The 21,942-nt window shown below is 67.0% G+C and carries 22 protein-coding genes and 4 tRNA genes; 14 read left to right on the forward strand and 12 right to left on the reverse strand.

The features are described from left to right. Nucleotides 1-401: 401 nt before the first annotated feature. The 3 genes from AC5QAB_RS14195 to ispG all read right to left on the reverse strand — a co-directional run bounded on the left by AC5QAB_RS14195 (nt 402) and on the right by ispG (nt 3,246). The gene (locus AC5QAB_RS14195) at nt 402-1,049 is read right to left on the reverse strand and encodes a response regulator (RefSeq protein WP_005416124.1); all 648 of its coding nucleotides are present in this window, start codon (nt 1,047-1,049) and stop codon (nt 402-404) included. A 201-nt stretch (nt 1,050-1,250) separates the two neighbouring features. Then, the gene (locus AC5QAB_RS14200) at nt 1,251-2,000 is read right to left on the reverse strand and encodes a phosphatase PAP2 family protein (RefSeq protein ID WP_032958602.1); all 750 of its coding nucleotides are present in this window, start codon (nt 1,998-2,000) and stop codon (nt 1,251-1,253) included. Next, nucleotides 1,981-3,246 carry a flavodoxin-dependent (E)-4-hydroxy-3-methylbut-2-enyl-diphosphate synthase gene (gene ispG / locus AC5QAB_RS14205; protein WP_041863307.1) on the reverse strand — a complete coding sequence of 422 codons (1,266 nt, stop codon included), beginning with the start codon at nt 3,244-3,246 and terminating at the stop codon, nt 1,981-1,983. Before ispG ends, AC5QAB_RS14200 begins: the two co-directional genes overlap by 20 nt. A gap of 114 nt (nt 3,247-3,360) precedes the next feature. Between ispG and AC5QAB_RS14210 the strand changes: the two genes are divergently transcribed. After that, a complete protein-coding gene (locus AC5QAB_RS14210; RefSeq protein WP_197561833.1) occupies nt 3,361-4,587 on the forward strand; it encodes an ATP-binding protein in 1,227 nt (408 codons plus the stop codon). Beyond that, nucleotides 4,584-5,153, forward strand: a complete 570-nt coding sequence (locus AC5QAB_RS14215; RefSeq protein WP_012510702.1) for a response regulator transcription factor — start codon at nt 4,584-4,586, stop codon at nt 5,151-5,153. The genes AC5QAB_RS14210 and AC5QAB_RS14215 overlap by 4 nt, the downstream gene beginning before the upstream one ends. 161 nt (nt 5,154-5,314) lie before the next feature. On the opposite strand, the gene pgi is transcribed toward AC5QAB_RS14215, so the two are convergent. The 6 genes from pgi to pcnB form a co-directional block, all read right to left on the reverse strand. After that, nucleotides 5,315-6,829, reverse strand: a complete 1,515-nt coding sequence (gene pgi / locus AC5QAB_RS14220; RefSeq protein ID WP_049406249.1) for a glucose-6-phosphate isomerase — start codon at nt 6,827-6,829, stop codon at nt 5,315-5,317. Then, nucleotides 6,826-7,206, reverse strand: a complete 381-nt coding sequence (gene panD, locus AC5QAB_RS14225; RefSeq protein ID WP_014646751.1) for an aspartate 1-decarboxylase — start codon at nt 7,204-7,206, stop codon at nt 6,826-6,828. Before panD ends, pgi begins: the two co-directional genes overlap by 4 nt. A gap of 161 nt (nt 7,207-7,367) precedes the next feature. Then, the gene (panC, locus tag AC5QAB_RS14230) at nt 7,368-8,207 is read right to left on the reverse strand and encodes a pantoate--beta-alanine ligase (protein WP_014646750.1); all 840 of its coding nucleotides are present in this window, start codon (nt 8,205-8,207) and stop codon (nt 7,368-7,370) included. Next, nucleotides 8,204-9,019 carry a 3-methyl-2-oxobutanoate hydroxymethyltransferase gene (gene panB, locus AC5QAB_RS14235; RefSeq protein ID WP_014646749.1) on the reverse strand — a complete coding sequence of 272 codons (816 nt, stop codon included), beginning with the start codon at nt 9,017-9,019 and terminating at the stop codon, nt 8,204-8,206. The genes panC and panB overlap by 4 nt, the downstream gene beginning before the upstream one ends. Before the next feature lie 34 nt (nt 9,020-9,053). Beyond that, nucleotides 9,054-9,539, reverse strand: coding sequence for a 2-amino-4-hydroxy-6-hydroxymethyldihydropteridine diphosphokinase (gene folK / locus AC5QAB_RS14240; protein WP_032960824.1), 486 nt, complete (start codon nt 9,537-9,539; stop codon nt 9,054-9,056). A gap of 3 nt (nt 9,540-9,542) precedes the next feature. After that, a complete protein-coding gene (gene pcnB, locus AC5QAB_RS14245; RefSeq protein WP_032960826.1) occupies nt 9,543-10,922 on the reverse strand; it encodes a polynucleotide adenylyltransferase PcnB in 1,380 nt (459 codons plus the stop codon). A 52-nt stretch (nt 10,923-10,974) separates the two neighbouring features. Between pcnB and AC5QAB_RS14250 the strand changes: the two genes are divergently transcribed. After that, a tRNA-Glu gene (locus AC5QAB_RS14250) sits at nt 10,975-11,049 on the forward strand. A gap of 526 nt (nt 11,050-11,575) precedes the next feature. Here AC5QAB_RS14250 and AC5QAB_RS14255 read toward each other — a convergent pair. Next, nucleotides 11,576-13,000, reverse strand: a complete 1,425-nt coding sequence (locus tag AC5QAB_RS14255; protein ID WP_046429936.1) for a sugar porter family MFS transporter — start codon at nt 12,998-13,000, stop codon at nt 11,576-11,578. A gap of 180 nt (nt 13,001-13,180) precedes the next feature. Between AC5QAB_RS14255 and fdxA the strand changes: the two genes are divergently transcribed. Beyond that, on the forward strand, nt 13,181-13,504 hold the full coding sequence (fdxA, locus tag AC5QAB_RS14260; protein ID WP_005409054.1) for a ferredoxin FdxA: 324 nt from the start codon (nt 13,181-13,183) through the stop codon (nt 13,502-13,504). A gap of 323 nt (nt 13,505-13,827) precedes the next feature. On the opposite strand, the gene AC5QAB_RS14265 is transcribed toward fdxA, so the two are convergent. Next, nucleotides 13,828-14,343, reverse strand: coding sequence for a hypothetical protein (locus AC5QAB_RS14265; RefSeq protein WP_049442314.1), 516 nt, complete (start codon nt 14,341-14,343; stop codon nt 13,828-13,830). Between the two features lie 32 nt (nt 14,344-14,375). Next, entirely contained in the window at nt 14,376-15,269 is an 894-nt protein-coding gene (gene dapA, locus AC5QAB_RS14270; protein ID WP_032960833.1) for a 4-hydroxy-tetrahydrodipicolinate synthase, read from the reverse strand. 163 nt (nt 15,270-15,432) lie between these two features. Here dapA and AC5QAB_RS14275 point away from each other — a divergent pair, with 163 nt between their 5' ends. From AC5QAB_RS14275 to AC5QAB_RS14320, 10 genes are all read left to right on the forward strand, one after another. Further along, entirely contained in the window at nt 15,433-15,993 is a 561-nt protein-coding gene (locus AC5QAB_RS14275) for a glycine cleavage system transcriptional repressor (protein ID WP_005409051.1), read from the forward strand. A gap of 91 nt (nt 15,994-16,084) precedes the next feature. Next, the gene (locus AC5QAB_RS14280; RefSeq protein ID WP_014646743.1) at nt 16,085-16,564 is read left to right on the forward strand and encodes a peroxiredoxin; all 480 of its coding nucleotides are present in this window, start codon (nt 16,085-16,087) and stop codon (nt 16,562-16,564) included. 84 nt (nt 16,565-16,648) lie between these two features. Next, nucleotides 16,649-18,049 (forward strand): PhoH family protein, encoded by a 1,401-nt coding sequence (locus AC5QAB_RS14285; RefSeq protein WP_014646742.1) that lies wholly within the window; start codon nt 16,649-16,651, stop codon nt 18,047-18,049. Next, nucleotides 18,046-18,552: a hypothetical protein gene (locus AC5QAB_RS14290; protein ID WP_069117214.1), complete on the forward strand. Its 507-nt coding sequence runs from the start codon at nt 18,046-18,048 to the stop codon at nt 18,550-18,552. Before AC5QAB_RS14285 ends, AC5QAB_RS14290 begins: the two co-directional genes overlap by 4 nt. Before the next feature lie 12 nt (nt 18,553-18,564). Then, nucleotides 18,565-19,233, forward strand: coding sequence for a YoaK family protein (locus tag AC5QAB_RS14295; RefSeq protein ID WP_046429933.1), 669 nt, complete (start codon nt 18,565-18,567; stop codon nt 19,231-19,233). A 107-nt stretch (nt 19,234-19,340) separates the two neighbouring features. Beyond that, nucleotides 19,341-20,150 (forward strand): bifunctional hydroxymethylpyrimidine kinase/phosphomethylpyrimidine kinase, encoded by an 810-nt coding sequence (gene thiD, locus AC5QAB_RS14300; protein ID WP_069117216.1) that lies wholly within the window; start codon nt 19,341-19,343, stop codon nt 20,148-20,150. Then, nucleotides 20,147-21,073: an alpha/beta hydrolase family protein gene (locus AC5QAB_RS14305; RefSeq protein WP_069117217.1), complete on the forward strand. Its 927-nt coding sequence runs from the start codon at nt 20,147-20,149 to the stop codon at nt 21,071-21,073. The genes thiD and AC5QAB_RS14305 overlap by 4 nt, the downstream gene beginning before the upstream one ends. Further along, nucleotides 21,064-21,140 (forward strand) — tRNA-Arg (locus AC5QAB_RS14310). Before AC5QAB_RS14305 ends, AC5QAB_RS14310 begins: the two co-directional genes overlap by 10 nt. A 58-nt stretch (nt 21,141-21,198) precedes the next feature. Beyond that, a tRNA-Arg gene (locus tag AC5QAB_RS14315) sits at nt 21,199-21,275 on the forward strand. Between the two features lie 32 nt (nt 21,276-21,307). Beyond that, a tRNA-Arg gene (locus tag AC5QAB_RS14320) sits at nt 21,308-21,384 on the forward strand. Nucleotides 21,385-21,942: the final 558 nt, after the last annotated feature.

Raw genomic sequence — 21,942 nt, forward strand, 5'->3', positions numbered from 1 at the left:
CAGCTGTAGAGCCGAGCCCACGCTCGGCTCCAGCATCATCGGGGGTCAGAGCCCTTTCCCACCGGGAAAGGGATCCGACCCCGGGCGACGAGCGCGCACAGCGCGCGACCCGCTCCCGCCTTTCCCTTCTTCTTTCCGCGGTGGACGCGCACGGAACCGTGGCCGGGCGGATGGGCTGTGCAGGGGCGTGAGCCGCATGGGCCCGAGGCACGCCTCGGGCGGGTTGGGTAGGACGCCCAACCCTGGCCTTGCCGTGTGCGCAGGACAGCGCACACGAGCAAGCGGCGACCGAGCTTACATGGACGTACTTGCAGCGCCCCCTGCACAGCCCATCCGCCCGGCCAACCACCACAATCCAACCGCACCACCACCGCGAGGGGCTCAGCCGTTGGCCGAATCCCTTACAGCGGCCGTGCCGGATCCACCAGCCCGTACTGGCTGGCCATGCGCGCCAGCGCGATGTTGTCGTGGATCCCCATCTTCTCGAACAGCCGCGCCTTGTGCGTGTTCACTGTCTTCGCGCTCAGGCTCAGGCGCCGCGCGATGTCTTCCTGGCGCAGGCCCTGGGTCAGCAGCAACGCCACTTCCAGCTCGCGCGGCGACAGGCTGTCGAATGGAGAGCCGTTGCCTTCAACGGTCGACAAGGCCAGGTTTTGCGCGATGCTGGTGCCCAGGTAGCGACGGCCCATGGCCACATCGCGCACCGCACGCAGCAGCTCCTGTGCATCGCAGCCCTTGCCGATGTAGCCCGCAGCCCCGGCTTCCAGCAAGCGCTTCGGCAGCGGACCGTCTTCCAGCACCGACACGATCACCACGCGGGTGTTGCGATGGCTGCGGACGATGCGCTCGGTCACCTCCATGCCACTCACGCCGGGCAGGTGCAGGTCGCACAGCACCACGTCCGGCAGCAGCTGGCGGACGTCGCGCAGCGCATCTTCGCCGGTCTCGGCTTCGCCCACCACCTCGATGTCGGTCTCCCCCGACAGGATCATCTTCATCCCGGTGCGGACCAGTGCGTGGTCATCCACCAGGTAGACTCGAATCGTCATTCACGTACCTCTTCGAATGCGGCCATTGCAGGTCAAGCTAGGCAGGGCGCCGATACCCCTGCAAGCGCGTTCGAGATGCGACCCGGGCATTCTGCCTTGCGCATCACAGTACCGCGCGTTGTGCTTGCCCCCTGTCTTGCAGAACCTGCTGCAACGAAACAACTGATCTATTACGTAGACGCCCCGGAGGGGCCATCCACGTCAATCCCCCTGTGATGATGCTTCGCTGGCCGTCGCTGGCGGCGAATCCTGACGTCGCCAAGGATGCCGGCGACTGAACATGACCAGATAGCACCCTACCACCCAAACCAGCGCGGCACACCATCCGGCCAGGATATCGGAGGGGTAATGCACGCCCAGATAGACCCGGGAGACGCTGACCAGCAGGCTGAACGCGGGCGCCAGCAGCAGCACCGGCCAGCGCCAGCGGGTGTTCCAGGCCAGCAGCACCAGGGTCACGGCCAGGGTCATCGAGCCCATCGCGTGGCCGCTGGGAAAGCTGAACGTCGATTCCGGCGCGATCGATTCCCACAGGCTGGGGCGCTGGCGCTGGAAGAAATGCTTGCTGCCCATGTTCAGCAGCGCCGAGCCGACGAAGCTGACCGCCACGAAGGTGGCCTCACGCCAACGCCGGTAGCCCAGCAGCACGCCGATGATCAGCACGTCGGCGGGAATCAGGAACCATTCGTAGCCCAGCCTGGAAATGAGCACGAAGAAGCGGTCCAGCAGCGGTGAGTGCAGGCCATGCATCTGCCACAGCAGCGGCGCATCGAAATGGAACGATTCAAACTCATGCACTTCGTCGGCCAGGGCGACGAAACCCGCCAACGGCAGCAGCACGCCACCGAACAGCAGCACCAGGCGCCAGGCATTGTGCGCCATCCAGTGGCGGAAACCGGAGGCGGACTCCGGCGCAGCGAGGATCGCAGGCTTATCCGGCGCTTCGGACATATTTGTGTTCGACGTAATCGTCGATCAGGGCGACGAACTCCTGGGCGATGTTCTCGCCACGCAGGGTCACCTTCTTCTCGCCATCGACGAACACGGGCGCGGCCGGGGTTTCACCGGTGCCCGGCAGGGAAATACCGATGTTGGCGTGCCGCGACTCACCCGGCCCATTGACGATGCAGCCCATCACCGCCAGGGTCATGTTCTCCGCACCCGGATGGTGGATCTTCCACAGCGGCATCTTCTCGCGCACGTGGTTCTGCACCACCTTGGCCAGTTCCTGGAAGAACTCGGAGGTGGTGCGGCCGCAGCCCGGACAAGCCGTGACCAGCGGCGTGAAGGCACGCTGGCCGGTGGTCTGCAGCAGTTCCTGGGCGACGATCACTTCCTGCGTGCGCGACTGGCCCGGTTCCGGGGTCAGCGAGATGCGGATGGTGTCACCGATGCCTTCCTGCAGCAGCACGCCCAGCGCCGCCGACGAGGCGACGATGCCCTTGCTGCCGATACCGGCCTCGGTCAGGCCCAGGTGCAGGGCAAAATCGGAGCGCTGGGCCAGGTCGCGGTACACCGCGATCAGCTCCTGCACGCCACTGACCTTGGCCGACAGCACGATGCGATCGCGCGGCAGGCCGAGCTCCACCGCCTGCTCGGCCGAATCCAGCGCCGAACGGATCAGCGCCTCGCGCAGCACGCGACCGGCATCCCAGGGCTGCTCGCGCAGGTTGTTCTCGTCCATCAACTTCGCCGCCAGGGCCTGGTCCAGCGAGCCCCAGTTGGCACCGATGCGCACCGGCTTGTTGTAGCGGATCGCGAACTCGATCAACTGGGCGAACTGCAGGTCCTTCTTCTTGCCGAAGCCGACGTTGCCCGGGTTGATGCGGTACTTGGCCAGCGCTTCGGCACATGCCGGCTCGGCGGTCAGCAGCTGGTGGCCGTTGTAGTGGAAATCACCGATCAGCGGCACGTCGATGCCCATCATCGCCAGCTTGTCGACGATGCGCGGGATCGCCGCAGCGGCTTCCACGGTATTGACGGTCAAACGCACCATTTCCGAACCGGCCCGCCACAGCTCGGCCACCTGCTTCACGCTGGAGGCCACGTCGGACGTGTCGGTGTTGGTCATCGACTGCACCACGACCGGCTTGCCTCCGCCTACGGTGACCCCGCCGATCTGCACGGCATGGGTCTGGCGGCGGGGCCAGGAGGTGGCATCGGAGGGAGGAGTCGGGCGGGTGACGGCGTCGTGCATGGGCGCATTCTACCGCCCGCCCCCGCATTCCGGGTGACTCGCATTCAGCCGGTGGCACGGCTGCGGCCGATTGTCGCAGGCACAGCCGCCCGTGAACGCATACGATGAGCGTGAATGACCGGTCCCGACGCCCCGTTTCTCCGTACCCTGTGCAGCCTGCGCTGGCTTGCCGTAGGCGGCCAGGCCGCCACCATCCTGGTTGCCACCTGGGTGCTGGGCCTGCCGTTGCCGCAGCTGCCGCTATGGGCCGGCGTGGCGGTGCTGGCCCTGTTCAACATCTATACCCAGTTGCGTCCGGACGCGGCTGACACCGCACCGCTGACCGCGTTCGGCCACATCCTGGTGGACGTGATCATCCTGACCTGGATGGTCGGCTGGAGCGGCGGCATGGCCAACCCGTTCAGCTCGCTGTTCCTGATCCTGATCGCGCTGGCCGCGTTCGCCCTGCCCCTGCGCTGGGCACTGGCGGTCGCACTGGCCTGCCTGCTCGGCTACGCCGCCAGCGGCATCTTCGGCCAGCCATTGCCGGACGGTTATTTCCGCGCGCAGGACCTGAATCGCTGGGGCGTGGTCGCCAACTTCCTGATTTCCGCCGCGGTGGCACTGGCCTTCTCCACCCGGCTGGCGCTGGCCCTGCGGGAGCGCGAACTGGAACTGTCGGCACTGCGCGAGCGCTTCGCCCGCAACGAGGGCATCGTCGCGCTGGCCACCCATGCCGCCTCGGTGGCGCATGAACTGAACACGCCGCTGGCGACCATGACCCTGCTCGCCGACGATGTGGCCGAGCGCAGCGAAGAGCCGGAAGTGCGCGAGGACATGGAAACCCTGCGCGAGCTGCTGGTGCAGTGCCGGGAGCGCGTGCTGGCGCTGGCTGCTCCGGCCTCGGCCGACGCACCGGGCCGCAGCCATTCCAGCGCACAGCAGGTGCTGGAGCAATGGCGCCTGGTGCGGCCGACCATCGACCTGCACCGCAACGATGATGCGCCACTGCGGCTACCGCTGGACCCGGGCGTTGGCCATCTGCTGATGGTCCTGCTCAACAACGCCGCCGATGCCGGCGAGAAAGCCGGCCGGCCACGCGTGGACCTGGACCTGCGCATCGAAGGCGACGACCTGATCGGCGAAGTCCGCGACTACGGCCATGGCTTCGACGCCCGTGCCGCCGTGCTGCCGGGCAAGCTGTTCGGCAGCAGCAAGAGCGAGGGCATGGGCGTCGGCCTGGCCCTGTCCCATGCCACCATCGAACGCCTCGACGGCGAGATGTGGATGCGCCCGGCCCAGGGGGCCGGCAGCCGCGTCGGCTTCCGCCTGCCGCTGGCCCCACGCGAGGACACCCCATGAGCCTTCACCATTCCACCCTGGGCCTGCTGGTCGACGACGACGAGCTGTACCTGCGTACCCTGCAACGCAGCCTGGCCCGCAAGGGGCTTGAAACGCAGACCGCACAGGATGCCGCCAGTGCGCTGGCGCTGGCCCGGCAGCATCCACCGGCGTTCGCGCTGATCGACCTGAAGCTGGGCAGCGATTCCGGCCTGGCACTGATCCAGCCGCTGCGCGCGCTGCGCGCGGACATGCGGATCCTGCTGGTGACCGGCTACGCCAGCATCGCCACCGCGGTGGAGGCGATCAAGCTGGGTGCGGATGATTACCTGCCGAAGCCGGCCACGGTGCCGATGATCCTGCGCGCCCTCGGCGAGGAAGACGACGGCCCGGCCGACGATGGCGAAATGGAAGTGCCCGATGCGATGACGCCGATCAGCCGCCTGCAGTGGGAACACATCCAGCAGGCGATGCACGAGACCGGCGGCAATGTGTCAGCGGCCGCGCGCCTGCTCGGCATGCACCGGCGCTCGCTGCAGCGCAAACTGGCCAAGCGGCCAAGCCCGGAGCGCGACCCGAGCCGGTGACGCGGTAGTGCCGGCCGCTGGCCGGCAACCCATCCGCTGCGGTAGTGCCGGCCGCTGGCCGGCAACCCATCCGCTGCGGTAGTGCCGGCCGCTGGCCGGCAACCTCATGAACGATTGAAGCATCACCTGGATGCCGGCCAGCGGCCGGCACTACCAGAGCATCAGCGCTTCAGCTGCGCCAGGATCTCGCGGGTCATCGGATCGGCAACCGCCACATCCTCGCCCTGCAGCGCCGGCAGCAGGCCACTGGCCAGTTGCTTGCCGAGCTCGACACCGAACTGGTCGAACGCGTTGATGTTCCAGATCACCGACTGCACGTACACGGCGTGTTCGTACATGGCGATCAGCGCACCCAGTGCCTGCGGGGTCAGCGCGTCGAGCAGGATCAGCGTGCTCGGCCGCCCGCCCGGGTAATCACGGTGCGGATCGTCGCTGCTCTGGCCATTGGCCAGCGCCTCGGTCTGTGCCAACAGGTTGGCCAGCAGGGCCTGGTGATTGATCGTGTAGGGATCATCGTTGTGCACACAGCCGATGAAGTCGGCCGGAACGACGCTGGTGCCCTGGTGCAGCGCCTGGAAGAAGCTGTGCTGCACATCGGTGCCTGCCCCACCCCACCACACCGGCACGGTGTCGGTGGTGACCGGCGCACCATCACGCTGCACGCGCTTGCCCAGGCTTTCCATCACCAGCTGCTGCAGGTAGGCCGGCAGCAGCGCCAGACGCTGGTCGTAGGTCATCACCGCATGCGTGGCATGGCCCAGCAGGTTGCGGTTCCAGATGTCGGTCAGGCCATGCAGCACCGGCAGGTTGCGCTCCAGCGGTGCATCCAGCGCATGCGCATCCATCTGTGCGGCGCCTTCCAGCAGCTGCTCAAAGCGCTCGAAGCCGATCGCCAACGCGATCGGGAAACCGACCGCCGACCACAGCGAATAGCGGCCACCCACCCAGTCCCACATCGGCAGTACGCGATCGGCGGCGATCGCGAAGGCCTTGGCGGCGCGATCCGGATTGGCGCTGACTGCATACAGGCGCTCGCTGCCGCCCAGCCAGTCGTGCAGGATCTGGCCGTTGAGCAGCGTTTCCTGCGTACCGAAGGTCTTGGAGATGAGGATGCCGGCGGTCTTGGCCGGATCCAGCGTGGCCAGCGTGCGCTGCATGGCGGCGCCGTCCACGTTCGAGACGAAATGCACGCGCAGGCGCGCACCGCTGACCGGACGCAGCGCGTCGGCGACCAGGCGCGGGCCAAGGTCGGAACCACCGATGCCGACGCTGACCACATCGGTCACGCCACTGTCTTCCAGCGCGCGCACCAGCACGCCCATGCGCTGGCGGATCCCGCGCGCGGTGGCATAGGCCTCGGCCGCCACCGGCGCATCGACCACATCGCCGCGCAGCGCGGTATGCAGCGCGGCGCGCCCTTCGGTCAGGTTGACCTGTTCGCCGCGGAACAGGCGCGTGATGGCACCGCCGACATCACGCTCGGCAGCCAGCGCCAACAGCGCCTGCAACGCCGCGGCATCGTATTTCTGCCGGGCGAAATTGACGTACAACGGACCGACCCGCAGCGCCAGCTCCTGTACACGGCCGGGTTCGGCGGCGAGCAGGCTGGGAATGCTTGCGCCCTTCAGGCGCTGGGCGTGGGAATGCAGCGAGTCGAATCCGTTGTTCGTTGTCATGCGGCCTGGGTCGGGATCGTGTCGTTGGTGTGGGTGATCTGGTTGTTGCCATCAACGTACACCAGCTTCGGCCTGAAGCTGTCAGCTTCCTGCTCGGTCATGCTGGCGAACGCGGCGATGATGATGATGTCACCGACCTGCACGTGGCGCGCAGCGCCACCGTTGAGCGAGACAACGCCGCTGCCGGCTTCGGCGCGGATGGCATAGGTCGAGAAACGCGCACCATTGGTCACGTCCCAGATGTGCACCTGCTCGAACTCGCGGATGCCGGTGGCAGCCAGCAGGTTGTCATCGATGGCGATCGAGCCTTCGTAGTTCAGCTCGGAATGGGTGACGGTGGCGCGATGGATCTTGGTCTTGAGCAGGGACAGGTGCATGGGGGCGCTGCAACGGCAAAGGAAAGAGCGGATTCTAGCACCCGCGCAGCGCGGGGCATCACGGCCGGCAACCTGTTCAGGTAGGCGGTGAAACCGGGGTCAGAACCCTTTTCCCCTGGAAAAGGGATCTGACCCCATGCATCGCGCGGCGCCGCCGGAACTCAGAACTCCAGGTTGTCGATCAACCGGGTGGTTCCCAGGCGCGCGGCAATCAGCGCCACGCGGCCACCGCCGTCGAAGGTCGGCTCGGCCAGCTCCGGGGTGCGCAGCACCGCGTAGTCGACCTGGAACCCGGCTGCCTGCAATGCGGCCGTGGCGTCGGCTTCGATGCGATCACGTGCCTGCCCCGCCACGTAGCCCTCGCGCATGCCCAGCAGGGTGCGGTGGATGGTGGTCGCGACCGGGCGCTGTTCGTCGCTCAGGTACTGGTTGCGCGAACTCTTGGCCAGGCCATCCTCGTCGCGCACGATCTCAGCACCGACGATCTGGATCGGGAACGACAGCTCGGCCACCATCTGCCTGATCACGGCAAGCTGCTGGTAGTCCTTGCGGCCGAACACGGCCACGTCCGGCTGCACCTGCAGGAACAGGCGCGCCACCACCGTGCAGACGCCATCGAAGTGCCCCGGGCGGCTGGCGCCTTCCAGCACTTCACTGACACCCGGCGCGTGCATGCGCGTGGTCCTGTCCACGCCCAGCGGATACATCGTCTCCACGCTGGGCAGCCACACGGCATCGCAGCCGACCTGCTCCAGCCCGGCCACGTCGGCCTCGGGCGTGCGCGGGTAGCGACTGAAATCCTCGTTGGGGCCGAACTGGGTCGGATTGACGAAGATGCTCGCCACCACCTTGTCGGCGTACTGGCGGGCCAGGGTCACCAGCGAATGGTGCCCCCCATGCAGGTTGCCCATGGTCGGCACCAGCGCCACGCGCAGGCCCTCACGCTTCCACTGGGCGATCTGCTCGCGCAACGCGCCGAGCTCGTTGAAGGTCTGGATCATTGGGCGTAGGCGTGCTGTTCGTCGGGGAAGCTGCCGTCGCGCACCGCGTCGGCAAAGGCGCGGGTGGCACCGGCCACCGAGCCACCTTCGGCAAGGAAATCCTTGACGAACTTGGGACGGCGATGGCCACTGTCCAGGCCGAGGAAATCGTGCAGCACCAGCACCTGGCCATCGCACTGCGGGCCAGCACCAATGCCGATGGTCGGCACATCCACCGCAGCGGTCACTTCGGCAGCGACCGGGGTCGGCACGCATTCGAGCACCATGATGCTGGCGCCTGCGGCGGCCACGGCCCTGGCGTCCTCCACCAGCTGGCGCGCAGCATCGCCGCGGCCCTGGATCTTGAAGCCGCCCAGTCGCAGCACCGACTGCGGGGTCAGGCCGAGGTGCGCGCAGACCGGAATCTCGCGCTCGACCAGGTAGCGGATGATGTCGACCTTGAAGCCGGCACCTTCGATCTTGACCATCTCGGCACCGGCCTGCAGCAGCTGCAGCGAGGCATCCAGCGCGCGTTCCGGGGTGGCATCGGCGCCGAACGGCAGGTCGGCCACCAGCAGCGCACGCTGCAGCACGCGGGCCACGGCCCGGGTGTGGTAGACCATGTCGGCCACGGTCACCGGCAGGGTCGAATCATGACCCTGCACGACCATGCCCAGCGAATCGCCGATCAGGATCAGATCGACGCCGTTGGCATCGAAGGTGCGGGCGAAGCCGGCGTCGTAGGCGGTCAACATGACCAGCTTCTGGCCATTGCGCTTGGCCTCGGCCAGGGCGGGAACGGTCCAGGGCTTGCTGTCTGCGTGGGTGCTCATGTGCTGATAACCGGGGGAGATAACCCGGGCATTATCACCCTATCGGCGCGATCCCGCAGGCATCGACCCGCATCACTGCATCCTGCACGCGTCCATGGCCAGGAATTGTCAGTTCCGGCGCGATTTCGGCCAGCGGCACCAGCACGAAGGCACGCTCGTGCAGGTACGGATGCGGCACCTTCAGCCCAGGCTGGTCGAGCGCCTGCGCACCATACAGCAGCAGGTCCAGGTCCAGCGCGCGCGGGCCCCAGTGCACTGCCGGATCACGCGTGCGACCGAAGCGCTGCTCCAGCGCCAGCATGGCCTGCAGCAGCTCATCGGCCGGCAAGGTGGTTTCGACCGAGGCCACCGCATTGACGAACGGCGGCTGGTCTTCATTGCCCCAGGCCGGCGTTGCGTAAAGCCGCGAGGCCTGGCGCAGCCGGGTCCCGGGCAGGCCGTCCAGCGCGGCAATCGCCGCGCCGACGGTGGCGGCCGCGTCGCCGAGGTTGGCGCCGAGGCCGATCCAGGCGAGGGTCATCGCTTACTCGCCCGCTGCACCGGCCGCGGCACCCGGACGACGGCGGCGACGGCGGCGCTTGCGCGGCGCTCCGCTCTCGTCATCGCCATCTTCGCTGTGCATCGCATCCAGCGACGACTCCAGCTCACGACCGGACTGCGCCTGCGCTTCGCGCCAGAACTCGACATCGGCGGCGTGCTCGGACGACGCCACCTGGCGCAGGCTGAGGAAATCGAACGCGGCACGGAAGCGCGGATGGGTCAGGGTGCGGAACACGCGCTTGCGCTGGCGCGAGCTGAAGCGCGACTGCAGCAGCCAGATTTCCTGCATCGGCAGCGAGAAGCGGCGCGGCAGCGCGATGGTGCTCAACTGCTGCACGGTGACGCGGTCGGCGGCGCGGCGCTGCGCCTCTTCCGGTGCCACGCCCTGCTTGAGCAGGGTCGCCTGTGCACGGCAGAACGCCGGCCACAGCAGCAGCGCGAACAGGAACGCCGGCGAGACCGGTTCGTCGTTGGCCACCCGCGCATCGGTATTGGCCAGGCCCTCGACCAGCATGCGGCGCAGCGCGCCGGTGCGGTTGGCTTTCAGCGCCTTGGCGCTTTCCGGGAACAGCACGTCGAGCAGGCCGTAACGCTCAAGGCCTTCGAAGCTGGCCACGCCGTGTCCGGACAGGAACAGCTTGAGCACTTCCTCGAACAGGCGCGCTGGCGCGGCTTCGTTGAGCAGGCCGGCCAGGTGCGGGATCGGCGCGGCAGTACCCTCTTCGATCTGGAAGCCGAGCTTGGCCGCCAGGCGCACCGCTCGCAGCATGCGTACCGGGTCTTCCTGGTAGCGCTGCACCGGGTCGCCGATCAACTTCATCAGGCGCGCCTGCACGTCCTCGAAACCACCGGTGTAGTCGCGCACCGAGAAGTCCTCGATGGCGTAGTACAGGGCGTTGCAGGTGAAGTCGCGGCGGATGGCGTCGTCTTCGATGGTGCCGTACACGTTGTCGCGCACGAGCATGCCGTTTTCCATCTCGCGGTCGCCGCTGCCGTCATCGCTGTTGGCACGGAAGGTGGCGACTTCGATGATTTCGCGACCGAACACTACGTGGGCGAGGCGGAACCGGCGGCCGATCAGGCGGCAGTTGCGGAACAGCTGCTTGACCTGCTCGGGCGTGGCGTCGGTGGCCACGTCGAAATCCTTGGGTTGGCCATTGACCAGCAGATCGCGCACCGCGCCGCCGACAAGGTAGGCGCCGAAGCCGGCATCGCGCAGGCGGTAAAGCACGCGCAGGGCGTTCGGGCTGATGTCCTTGCGGGAGATCGTGTGCTGGTCGCGCGGGATGACGCGCAGGCTGAACGGTGATGTAGCAGAGGAAATGATGTTGGCGCTTCCGGTTGAAGTTTCGGGATTGCCCAATGGCATCGAGGTGCATATACTAGCGCTCCTGCCTCGGCAGCGACACAGTTACGCTCCCTTCGTCTAGTGGTTAGGACGTGGCCCTCTCAAGGCTAAAACAGGGGTTCGAGTCCCCTAGGGAGCGCCAGTCGCCGCAGCAGGAACCGAAAAAGCCCGCCTTGTGCGGGCTTTTCTGTTTTCCGGGATTGCAGTGATTGCGGTCGGGTTGGTCGCTTTGGCGCCTCCCTGCAATCGGCTCGAGCCGGTGGGGTCACCCAGGGCAGGACACGCCGTGAACCCATCCATGGGGGCTCGATGGCGCCATCCTTGGCGCCAACGGTCCTGCCCTGGGTGACCCCACCGACTCTGGACGGTTTCCCGCCAGCTGCGGCAACAACCGACCAGCGCTTCGCCGCATCCGCACGCACCATGAAACTGTCAGGAGGGGGCAGGCCGCCCTCTCCAGGACCGTTGGCGCGATGGGTTGGGCGCATGCGCCCGACGGGTTGGGCAGGAGCCCAAGCCTGGTCTTGCCGAGTGCGCAGGACAGCGCACGCGAGCAAGGCGCCATCGAGCACCATGGATGGGCTCTTGCGTGTCCTGGAGAGGGCGGCCTGCCCCCTCACACTCTGGACAAGCAGGCGCCAACGGAACGCAACCGAAGCCAGTCGCCGTCAGCCTTCCATCTGCTCCAGCTCCTTGCCCTTGGTCTCGCGCACGTAGCGGACCACGAAGACGATCGAGAGGATCGCCGCGACCGCGTAGATGCCATAGGCGCCGGCCAGGCCGATGCCGGCCAGCAGCATCGGGAAGGTCACGGTGATCGCGAAGTTCGAGGTCCATTGCGCCGCACCCGCCACCGCCAGCGCCGGGCCGCGGATCTGGTTGGGGAACATCTCGCCCAGCATCACCCACATCACCGGGCCCCAGGACATGTTGAAGAACACCACGTAGACGTTGGCGGCGACCAGCGCCAGCCGTCCCATGCCATCGGACAGCTGCAGGCGCCCGCCGGCCAGGCTGCCGCTGGCAAACGCCACCACCATCAGCACCAGCGCCACCGACATGCCGACCGAGCCGACCCACAGCAGCGGCTTGCGCCCGATGCGGTCGATCAGCAGCACGGTGAGCAGGCAGGCGCCGATGCTCAGCGCGCCGGACAGCACATTGATCAGCAGTGCGTCGCTTTCAGAGAAACCCACCGCCTGCCACAGCACCGCGCCGTAGTAGAACACCACGTTGATGCCGACCAGCTGCTGGAACATGGCCAGGCCGATGCCCACCCAGAGGATCGGGCGCAGCCTGCCGGTAGCCCTGCTGCGCAGGTCGCCGAAGCGCGGCTTGTGCTGGTCCTGTGCCAGGCTGGCTTCGATCTCGGCCTGCTTGGCCCGGGCAGCGGCCTCGCCGTACAGTCGCGACAACACCGCCCTCGCCTGCCCCTGGCGGCCCTTCAGCACCAGGAAGCGCGGGCTTTCCGGAATCACCAGCAGCAACAGCAGGAACAGCGCGGAGGGCAGCGCCTGCATCCAGAACATCCAGCGCCACGCCTCATGGCCCAGCCACAGCGGCTCGGTCGAGGCGCCGGCAGCGCGGGCCAGCAGGTAATTGCTGAGGAAGGCCGCGAACAAACCGCAGATGATGGCCATCTGCTGCACCGTGGCCAGCCGGCCGCGATAGCGCGCCGAGGCGACTTCAGCGATGTAGGCCGGTGACATCACGCTGGCCGCCCCCACCGCAAAGCCGCCCAGCACGCGGGCCGCGATGAACAGCCAGGACGCGTGGGCCGCCCCGGCGCCCAGCGCCGAGACCAGGAACATCAGCGCGGACACGATCAGGACACCACGGCGCCCCAGGCGGTCGCCCAACCAACCGGCCAGGAATGCACCGACCGCGCAGCCCAGCAGCATCGAGGCAACTTCGAAACCCAGCGCCGCCTCGCTGGAGTTGAAGGCCTGGCGCAGGCCATCGACCGTGCCGTTGATGACACCACTGTCGAAGCCGAACAGGAAGCCACCAAGCGTGGCCACGCAACTGATCAGGACGATGAACGCCGTGTTTTCACCACCGTGGGAGGCGGTGCGGGACGGGGCCTGGGACATGGACGATCCTGCTGGGAAGGGAGCCCGGCCACCAGGACCGGTTGTCGCGCAGCCTCGCACACGCCCTGCCGTGCCGCCAATGGCCGCGCCTGCCAGACGCCCGTTTTCCGTCCCATCCCGACACCGGGGGCCAACCTGTTCTAGAATTGGCGGGTTCAGGAATCGATCCACCCCCAGCCCATGCCCTTTGTCGTCACCGAAAACTGCATCAAGTGCAAACACACCGATTGCGTGGAAGTGTGCCCCGTGGATTGCTTCCACGAAGGCCCGAACTTCCTGGTGATCGACCCGGATGAGTGCATCGACTGCACCCTCTGCGAGCCGGAGTGCCCGGTCAACGCGATTTTCCCCGAGGACGACGTCCCCGCCGGCCAGGAAGGCTTCGTTGCCCTCAATGCCGAGCTGGCGAAGGAATGGCCGGTGCTGACCGTGCGCAAGGACCCGCCCGCCGACGCCGGCGAATGGGACGGCAAGCCGGACAAGCTGAAGCTGCTGGAGCGCTGAGAAGCGCCCGCGGCGGCAACGAAAAAGGGCGCCCATGGCGCCCTTTTCTGTTCTCGGTAGGTGCCAACCTTGGTTGGCACAAAAGCGCCGACCAAGGTCGGCCTCTACCAAGGCACGTCTTCCGGTAGGTGCCAACCTTGGTTGGCACAAAAGCGCCGACCAAGGTCGGCCTCCACCAGGGCACGTCTTCCGGCAGGTGCCAACCTTGGTTGGCACGGAAGCGCCGACCAAGGTCGGCCTCCACCAGGGCGCGTCTTCCGGTAGGTGCCAACCTTGGTTGGCACGGAAGCGCCGACCAAGGTCGGCCTCTACCAGGGCGGCCCTTACTGAGCCAGCTTCGCCTTCAGCGCGGCGATCAGCTTCACCGGCGCTTCGGCGGTGGCCGGCAGGCCACGCGGGTCGACCGCGGAGATGTAGGCACCTGCATCAACCGCCACCACGCGGACCAGGAAGTTGCTGCCTTCGTAGGCCACGTCGTACGAGCCCAGCAGCTGCGCGCGGCTGGCGATGGTCACGCCTTCGACGCCTTCCAGCGCGGTACCGACCTTGGCGAAGGCTTCATCCTTGCCACCGGCAACGGTGAAACCGGTGTTGCCCACCGCCGGGGCTGCGGCGACCGGCGCCGCCGGCTTGGTGGCCGAGGCCAGTGTCGGCACCTTGTTGTCGGTGGTGGCGTTGGGCAGGTTCAGGTCCGGCGGTACTTCCAGCGGGCGCATTTCCGGGGCCAGGGCGTAGTCGCCCTTGACGCCACGCTTGAAGCAGCCGGTGGTGCCGGCCGCAACAGCTACAGCAAGCAGGGCGTAGGACAGCACGCGGACAGTGGAAACGGATTGACGCATGTGAATCTCCTGGGTCAGACCAAGACGGAAGGTCAGTGGCTGGAAAGGGCTTCGAGGGCGGCGATGTCGCCGGCAAGGTGGTCGGCCGCGGGATGATGTGCTGCCGACAGCGGCAGCAGCGGCAGGCGCAGGTCATGGCCGATGCCGATGCGGCGCAGCAGCGCCTTGACCGGGATCGGGTTGGGTTCGACGCCACAGAAATCATGGAAGGGATGCAGGCGCGCGTCCCACGACTCGGTGGCTTCGTGGTCGTGCGCGGCAGCCAGCTCGCACATCCGGCGATACGCGCCCGGAAGCACGTTGGAACCGACCGAGATCAGGCCATCGATGCCGGCCCGGATCGAACGCGCGGCGGTGCCGTCGTCGCCACTGAGCACCGCGAACGTCGGGCTGCGCAGCGCCAGCAGCGCCTGCACCCGGCCGGTGTCACCCACCGCTTCCTTGATGCCGACGATATTGGGGTGGCTGGCCAGCTCGGCCACGGTCTCCGGCTGCATGTCGCAGCCGGTACGGCCGGGCACGTTGTACAGCACGACCGGCAGCCCGCCCTGGTCGGCCACCGCGCGATAGTGCGCGATCAGGCCAGCCTGGGTCGGCCGCACGTACGGCGGGGTGACCACCAGTGCGTGGCTGGCGCCAAGGGCGGCGGCACGGCGGGTCTGTTCGATGGTCTTGGCGGTGCCCGACAGGCCGGTGCCGGCCATGACCGGGATGCGGCCGCCGATGCGTTCGACGGCGCTGGCCAGCAGCTGGTCGTACTCGGCATCGGTCAGGGTCGCCGCTTCGCCGGTCGAGCCAGCCACGACAACGCCATGGACGCCACCCTCCAGTTGCAGGTGCAGCAGGCGCTGCCAACCATCGGGATCGAGGGCGCCGTCGGCCCGGAACGGGGTCGCCAGCGCGGTGATGAGGCCGGAAAGGGACAAGGACGTGCTGCTCTTGGCTGGGAAGGGAAACGCCCGCCACGAAAGGCTGGGGGCGGCCTGAATGTTACTTGCGGCGCGAAAGCACGGGCAAGTATGCTGGACACCGGTGGATCCCCGCCTCTGGCGGGCATTCAGACTCACGCATGCATTACCCGGAATCGCCTTGACCGACACCACCCCGCGCCCCGCGCCGAGCGAAAACCACCTCCTGATCAACGCCTATACGACGCATCCGGAGTCCCCCCTGCTGTCCGTCACCCGCCGCATCGCCGACAGCGGCTGCAACCTGGTGGACGCACGCCTGGCCACGGTCGGCCGCGATGTCTCGGTCACCGCCCTGGCCACCGGCTCCTGGGACTCGGTGGCCAAGCTCGAGGCGATGCTGACCCGGCTGGAGCGCGAGGAGGGCCTGAAGCTGGTCTGGTACCGCACCGCGGCCAAGCAGGCGCAGTCCAACCTGCTGCCGTACATTGTCGAAGTGATCGCCGCCGACAAGCCGGGCATCCTGTTCCAGCTGGCCGATTTCTTCGACCGCCAGGGCATCACCATCGAGAACCTGCAGAGCACGCGCTACCGCGCCATGCAGACCGGTGCGGAAATGTTCAGTGCACAGGTCACCATCGGCGTGCCGGCCAACATGCACATCGCCGCGCTGCGCGACGATTTCCTTGAGTTCTGCGACCACCTGAACCTGGACGCGATCATGGACCCGATGAAGTTCTGAATGAATTCCTGATTTTTCGCGCGCCTCTCACGGGCGCGTGGCGTTTCATGCAATTGTCTTGGAAAGAACCCAGGCTCGACAGAAGGACCTCATGAACAACGGCGATACCCTGGACAGCACCACCCTCTCCCTGCCGCTGGCGCTGTCCGGTGGCGACCAGGCCACCCTCGGCGACTATGCCGGCCAGTGGCTGGTGCTGTACTTCTACCCCAAGGACAGCACTCCCGGCTGCACCACCGAAGGTATCGACTTCAACGCGCTGCTGCCGAAGTTCAAGAAGGCCGGCGCGGTCGTGCTGGGCGTCTCGCGCGATTCGGTGAAGTCGCACGACAATTTCTGTGCCAGGCAGGGCTTCGGCTTCCCCCTGGTCAGCGATGGCGACGAAGCGCTGTGCAGCGCCTTCGACGTGATCAAGATGAAGAACATGTACGGCAAGCAGGTACGTGGCATCGAACGCAGCACCTTCCTGATTTCCCCCGACAGCCGCATCGTGCAGTCCTGGCGCAAGGTCAAGGTCGCCGGCCATGCCGATGCCGTTCTCGCCGAACTGAAGGCCTCCCAGTCCAAGTGAGTCCCACTGCCTACTGTGTCTGCCATCACCCTGCCAGGCAGCAGGCCGTGGTGGTTTTTCCCTGTCCGTAACCAGGAATCGACGATGACCCGAGGCAAGCGCATCTACGTGCTGGATACCAACGTGCTGATGCACGATCCGACCGCGCTGTTCAAATTCGAGGAGCACGACGTTTACCTGCCCATGCAGGTGATCGAGGAGCTGGACAACGGCAAGAAGGGCACTTCCGAAGCGAGCCGAAACGCCCGCCAGGTGAGCCGCTTCCTCAACGAGCTGGTGCAGGCCTCCGGCCTGGACAACCTGGCCGACGGCATTCCGCTGCAGCGCCCGAATGGGCTGCAGCTGCGCGGCAAGCAGAGCGCCGGCAAGCTGCGCTTCCAGACCAGCCATTTCGACGCCGGCAAGAGCTTCGGCAAGGTGATCCCGGACAACGCCATCCTCGGCGCGATCCTGGCCCTGAAGGAAGAAACCCCCGACCTGCCGGTGGTGTTCGTCTCCAAGGACATCAACCTGCGGATCAAGGCCGCCATCGCCGGCATCGTGTCCGAGGACTACGAGAACGACCGCGCGCTGGACGATTTCAGCCTGCTCTACACCGGCGCTACCGAGCTGCCGGAAGACTTCTGGAAGCGCCACGGCGACGACCTGCGCAGCTGGAGCGACAAGGGCCGTACCCATTACGAAATCCAGGCGCAGGACGGCGAGGAGTGGTACCCGAACCAGTACGTCTACCTGCCCGGCGAAGATGAAGTCGAGCTGCGCGTCAGCCGCGTGGTCGGTGACGGCAAGGTGGTGCTGTCGCTGGTCGATGATTTCCGCCACGGCAGCCACGCCGTGTGGGGCATCAGCGCACGCAACCGCGAGCAGAACTTCGCCCTCAACGCACTGATGGATCCAGAGATCGACTTCGTCACGCTGCTGGGTACCGCCGGCACCGGCAAGACCCTGCTGGCGCTGGCCGCCGGCCTGGCGCAGACGATGGACCAGCAGCGCTACCGCGAGATCATCATGACCCGCGCCACGGTCAGCGTCGGCGAGGACATCGGTTTCCTGCCCGGCACCGAAGAAGAGAAGATGACGCCGTGGATGGGCGCGCTGACCGACAACCTGGAAGTGCTCACGCACAACCAGGAAGGCGGCACGTGGGGGCGCCAGGCGACCAACGACCTGCTGGCCAGCCGCATCAAGATCCGCTCGATGAACTTCATGCGCGGCCGCACCTTCCTGTCGCGCTACCTGATCCTGGACGAGGCGCAGAACCTCACCCCGAAGCAGATGAAGACGCTGATCACCCGCGCCGGCCCCGGCACCAAGATCGTCTGCCTGGGCAACGTCGAGCAGATCGACACCCCGTACCTGACCGAGACCACCTCGGGCCTGACCTACGCGGTGGATCGCTTCAAGAACTGGCCGCATAGTGCACACATCACCCTGCGCCGTGGCGAGCGTTCGCGCCTGGCCGATTACGCTTCGGAGGTGTTGTGAACCGCCGCACCCGCCTGCTGCTGCCCACGGCTGCAATCACCCTCGCAGCCGTGCTGGGCGCCTGCACCACTACGCGCGGCCCGGCCAGTGTGCCCACCGCCGAGCGCACCGGCCAGTCCTGGGTGGTCACCCGCCCGATCATCGCCGCGCAGGTGCTCGACACCTGCTCGCGGCCCAGCCCCGGCCGCGAGGCCGGGCGGGTCAGCGGCTACTGGGCACCCAGCCGGCAGCAGATCGACCAGCTGGAAGCGAATCTGTCTTCGCTGGAAACCCAGGTGCCGAAGGTGCTCGACTTTGACCGGCAGTACGTCGGCATCGAAAGCGCAGGCCGACGGCTGATCTACATCAATGCCTTCCACCTGCCCGACGACAGCGGCATCAATCCGGCCCGCGAAGCGATCCGCGTCTGCGATGGCGGCGCGCAGTTCTGGGGCGCGGTGTTCGACCCGGCCAGCAACACCTTCAGCGAGCTGCAGTTCAACGGCGGCTTCGGCGGGCCCTGAGGGGCCCCGCCGATGGGAATACGCCTGCCCACCTGGGTCTGGATCGGCGCGGTCGCGCTCTCGTGCGTGGCCGGCATGGTCAACGTGGTCGGCTTCCTCGGTTTCGAGCACCAGGCGGTCAGCCACATGACCGGCAGTACCAGCCAACTCGGCATGGCACTGGCCCAGGGTGACTGGCGCGCGGTCGGCCACCTGTGGGGACTGCTGATCGCGTTCTCGCTGGGCGCAATGCTCAGCGGCCTGCTGATCCAGGACAGCACCCTGCAGCTGGGCCGACGCTACGGCGTGGCACTGGCGCTGGAATCGGCTCTTTTGCTGGTGTCCATTCCGCTGTTCGAACAGCACCAGATATGGGGTGCACTGGCCGCTGCCATGGCCTGCGGCCTGCAGAATGCGATGGCCACCACCTTCAGCGGCGCGGTGGTGCGCACCACCCACCTCAGCGGCATGTTCACCGACCTCGGCATCGGCTTGGGCCACCTGCTGCGCGGGTTGCCACTGCAGGTACGGCGACTGACCCTCAGCGGCCTGATCATCAGCGGCTTCCTCGCCGGCGGCATCCTCGGCGCCTGGCTGTTCGTGCGCTGGCAGTACGACGCCCTGCTCGCCCCGGCCCTGCTGACCGGCCTGACCGGACTGGGTTATGTGCTGTACCAGCAGTGGGCGCGCTGGCGACATTGAGGGCCGCGCTCCAGGGGTCAGATCCCTTTTCCTGCGGCAAAGGGATCTGACCCCATCTATCAGCGGCGACGCTACCGCCTTTACGGTGACCACGGCACAATCGCTGGATGAGCCCGACCACTCCCGTTTCCGCCCTCACCATCGCCGGCTCCGACTCCGGCGGCGGTGCCGGCATCCAGGCCGACCTGAAGGCTTTTGCAGCGCATCGCGTGCACGGCCTCTCCGCGATCGCCGCACTGACCGCGCAGAACACCCGCGGCGTCATCGCCGTGCATGTGCCGCCGATCGATTTCCTGCGCGCGCAACTGGACGCCTGCTTCGACGACTTCGACATCCACGCGGTGAAGCTCGGCATGCTGGCCAACGCCGAGGTGATCAATGCCGTCGCCGATGCATTGGAGCGCCATCACCCGCCACACGTGGTGCTGGACCCGGTGATGGTCGCCACCAGCGGCGCGCGCCTGCTGGAAGACAGCGCCCTGCAGGCGATGCGCGAGCGGCTGATCCCGCTGGCCACGCTGATCACCCCGAACACGCCGGAAGCAGAGCTGCTGGTCGGACGGAAGATCGGCAACGGCGATGACGCCGAACGGGCGGCCTCCGCCCTGCTCGACCTGGGTGCAGGTGCGGTGCTGCTCAAAGGTGGCCATCTGCAGGAAGGCAACCGCGTGATCGACCGCTACTTCGACGGCGTCAGCAGCGAAGAATTCATCCATGCCCGCCTGCCGCTGGACGCACATGGCACCGGCTGCACGCTGGCCTCGGCCATCGCCGCGCAACTGTGCAACGGCTTGAGCCTGGCCAATGCCTGCGAAGCCGGTATCGACTACGTTGCACGCGGCCTGCAGCAGGGCTATGCCCCCGGCCGCAGCGAGGTGCTGGTGCTCGATCACTTCGGCGCGGCACCACACGCATGAGCCTCACACCGGACGTCCTCGCCGTGCAGTGCGCTGATGGCCATCGCTACGAAGTGATTGCCTGCGTGCCTGCACAGCCCATCGCGCGCCTGCTGTGGCTGCCTGCACTGGGCGTGGCCGCGCGCCACTACCTGCCGCTGGCGCAGGCGCTGGCGGCGAAGGGCGTGGCGGTGTACCTGCACGAGTGGCGCGGCAATGGCAGCAGCTCACTGCGGCCGTCGCGCACGCAGGACTGGGGCTATCGCGAGGTACTCGAACAGGATCTGCCCACCAGCCAGGCGGTCCTTGTCGCGGCGGATGACGAGGCCGGCGCGCTGCCCTGGATCATCGGTGGCCACAGCCTCGGCGGTCAGCTGGCCTGCGTGCATGCCGGCCGCAATCCGCAGCACTTCAACCGCTTGTGGTTGGCGGCCAGCGGCTCACCGTTCTGGCGCGGCTTCCCGCCACCGCGGGGCTGGCTGCTGCCACTGGTCTACCGCTTCCTGCCGTGGATCGCACAGCGCCAAGGCGTGCTGCATGGCCGGCGCCTCGGCTTCGGCGGCACCGAAGCGCGCGGACTGATCGCCGACTGGGCGCGCGTGGGCCTGAACAACCACTATGCCGCGGCCGGCATGGACGAAGACCTCGACGCACAGATGGCGCGCGTGCATGGCAGCGCGCAGGCGGTGTTGATGGAACACGACTGGTTGGCACCGACCGGATCGATGCAGACATTGCTGGCCAAGCTGCCGAATGTGGACGCGCAGCTGCGCGTGCTGTCGGCGCAGGAACTGGGCACGCGTGCCGATCATTTCGCTTGGCTGAAGGCCCCTGACGCTGTGGCGGACCGCTTTTTCATTCAGTTGGATGAAAATTTTCACAAAACTGTTGACGGTGCGCGCCGACATCCGCATAATTCCGCTCCTGTCGCAGGGCGCCCGTAGCTCAGTTGGATAGAGTACCTGGCTACGAACCAGGCGGTCGGGAGTTCGAATCTCTCCGGGCGCACCACTCGACAGGTTTTCAGCATCCGCCGCTGGAAATGCAGTAAAATTTGATTGTGTACCGCGCGCCCGTAGCTCAGTTGGATAGAGTACCTGGCTACGAACCAGGCGGTCGGGAGTTCGAATCTCTCCGGGCGCACCATACACAGTCAGCACAACAAGTTTATGTAATTGGCGCCCGTAGCTCAGTTGGATAGAGTACCTGGCTACGAACCAGGCGGTCGGGAGTTCGAATCTCTCCGGGCGCACCATTACACCGAAACAGCAGGCCTCGGCCTGCTGTTTTTTTTATGCGTGTTTTTCGGCAGGGCTGCGCCCTGCACCCCTGGTAGTGCCGGCCGCTGGCCGGCAACCTCAACGACAACAGCAGCAGCACGCATTCCGTAGGTTGGCGGGGCGGTGTCGGAGTGCGGGGACGCCGCAAGTACGTCCATGCAGGCTTGGCAGCCGCTTGCTCGTGTGCGCTTTCCTGCGCACACGGCAAGACCGGGGTTGGGCGTCCTGCCCAACCCGCCCGAGGCATGCCTCGGGCCCATGCGGCTGACACCCCGCACTCCGACACCGCCCGACCTTCGACAGGTTCACGCGGCTGTTGGTAGGTGTCGACCTTGGTCGACACATCTGTCAGATATCGAGTGAATTCATCCACGCATGACGTGGATCCACCGTGCCGACCAAGGTCGACACCTACCAGAGCAGTACGCCGTTCCGACAGATCGCGGAAAACTGTCGAAGGCGGGGTGGGTCCGGTTGCGGGGGCGTGAGCCGCATGGATGCGGCGACCGAGCTTACATGGACGTACTTGCAGC

This window comes from Stenotrophomonas sp. YJH_SMC_127, from assembly GCF_059372445.1.

Coding starts and splice junctions, on each gene's coding strand:
- ispG (WP_041863307.1), bottom strand. CDS start 3,246: ATGCACGACGCCGTCACCCGCCCGACTCCTCCCTCCGATGCCACCTCC.
- AC5QAB_RS14215 (WP_012510702.1), top strand. CDS start 4,584: ATGAGCCTTCACCATTCCACCCTGGGCCTGCTGGTCGACGACGACGAG.
- AC5QAB_RS14305 (WP_069117217.1), top strand. CDS start 20,147: ATGAGCCTCACACCGGACGTCCTCGCCGTGCAGTGCGCTGATGGCCAT.
- AC5QAB_RS14280 (WP_014646743.1), top strand. CDS start 16,085: ATGAACAACGGCGATACCCTGGACAGCACCACCCTCTCCCTGCCGCTG.
- thiD (WP_069117216.1), top strand. CDS start 19,341: ATGAGCCCGACCACTCCCGTTTCCGCCCTCACCATCGCCGGCTCCGAC.
- panC (WP_014646750.1), bottom strand. CDS start 8,207: ATGATCCAGACCTTCAACGAGCTCGGCGCGTTGCGCGAGCAGATCGCC.
- AC5QAB_RS14255 (WP_046429936.1), bottom strand. CDS start 13,000: ATGTCCCAGGCCCCGTCCCGCACCGCCTCCCACGGTGGTGAAAACACG.
- folK (WP_032960824.1), bottom strand. CDS start 9,539: ATGACCCTCGCCTGGATCGGCCTCGGCGCCAACCTCGGCGACGCGGCC.
- pgi (WP_049406249.1), bottom strand. CDS start 6,829: ATGACAACGAACAACGGATTCGACTCGCTGCATTCCCACGCCCAGCGC.
- AC5QAB_RS14200 (WP_032958602.1), bottom strand. CDS start 2,000: ATGTCCGAAGCGCCGGATAAGCCTGCGATCCTCGCTGCGCCGGAGTCC.
- AC5QAB_RS14195 (WP_005416124.1), bottom strand. CDS start 1,049: ATGACGATTCGAGTCTACCTGGTGGATGACCACGCACTGGTCCGCACC.
- fdxA (WP_005409054.1), top strand. CDS start 13,181: ATGCCCTTTGTCGTCACCGAAAACTGCATCAAGTGCAAACACACCGAT.
- AC5QAB_RS14285 (WP_014646742.1), top strand. CDS start 16,649: ATGACCCGAGGCAAGCGCATCTACGTGCTGGATACCAACGTGCTGATG.
- AC5QAB_RS14295 (WP_046429933.1), top strand. CDS start 18,565: ATGGGAATACGCCTGCCCACCTGGGTCTGGATCGGCGCGGTCGCGCTC.
- panB (WP_014646749.1), bottom strand. CDS start 9,019: ATGAGCACCCACGCAGACAGCAAGCCCTGGACCGTTCCCGCCCTGGCC.
- AC5QAB_RS14210 (WP_197561833.1), top strand. CDS start 3,361: ATGACCGGTCCCGACGCCCCGTTTCTCCGTACCCTGTGCAGCCTGCGC.
- panD (WP_014646751.1), bottom strand. CDS start 7,206: ATGCACCTGTCCCTGCTCAAGACCAAGATCCATCGCGCCACCGTCACC.
- AC5QAB_RS14265 (WP_049442314.1), bottom strand. CDS start 14,343: ATGCGTCAATCCGTTTCCACTGTCCGCGTGCTGTCCTACGCCCTGCTT.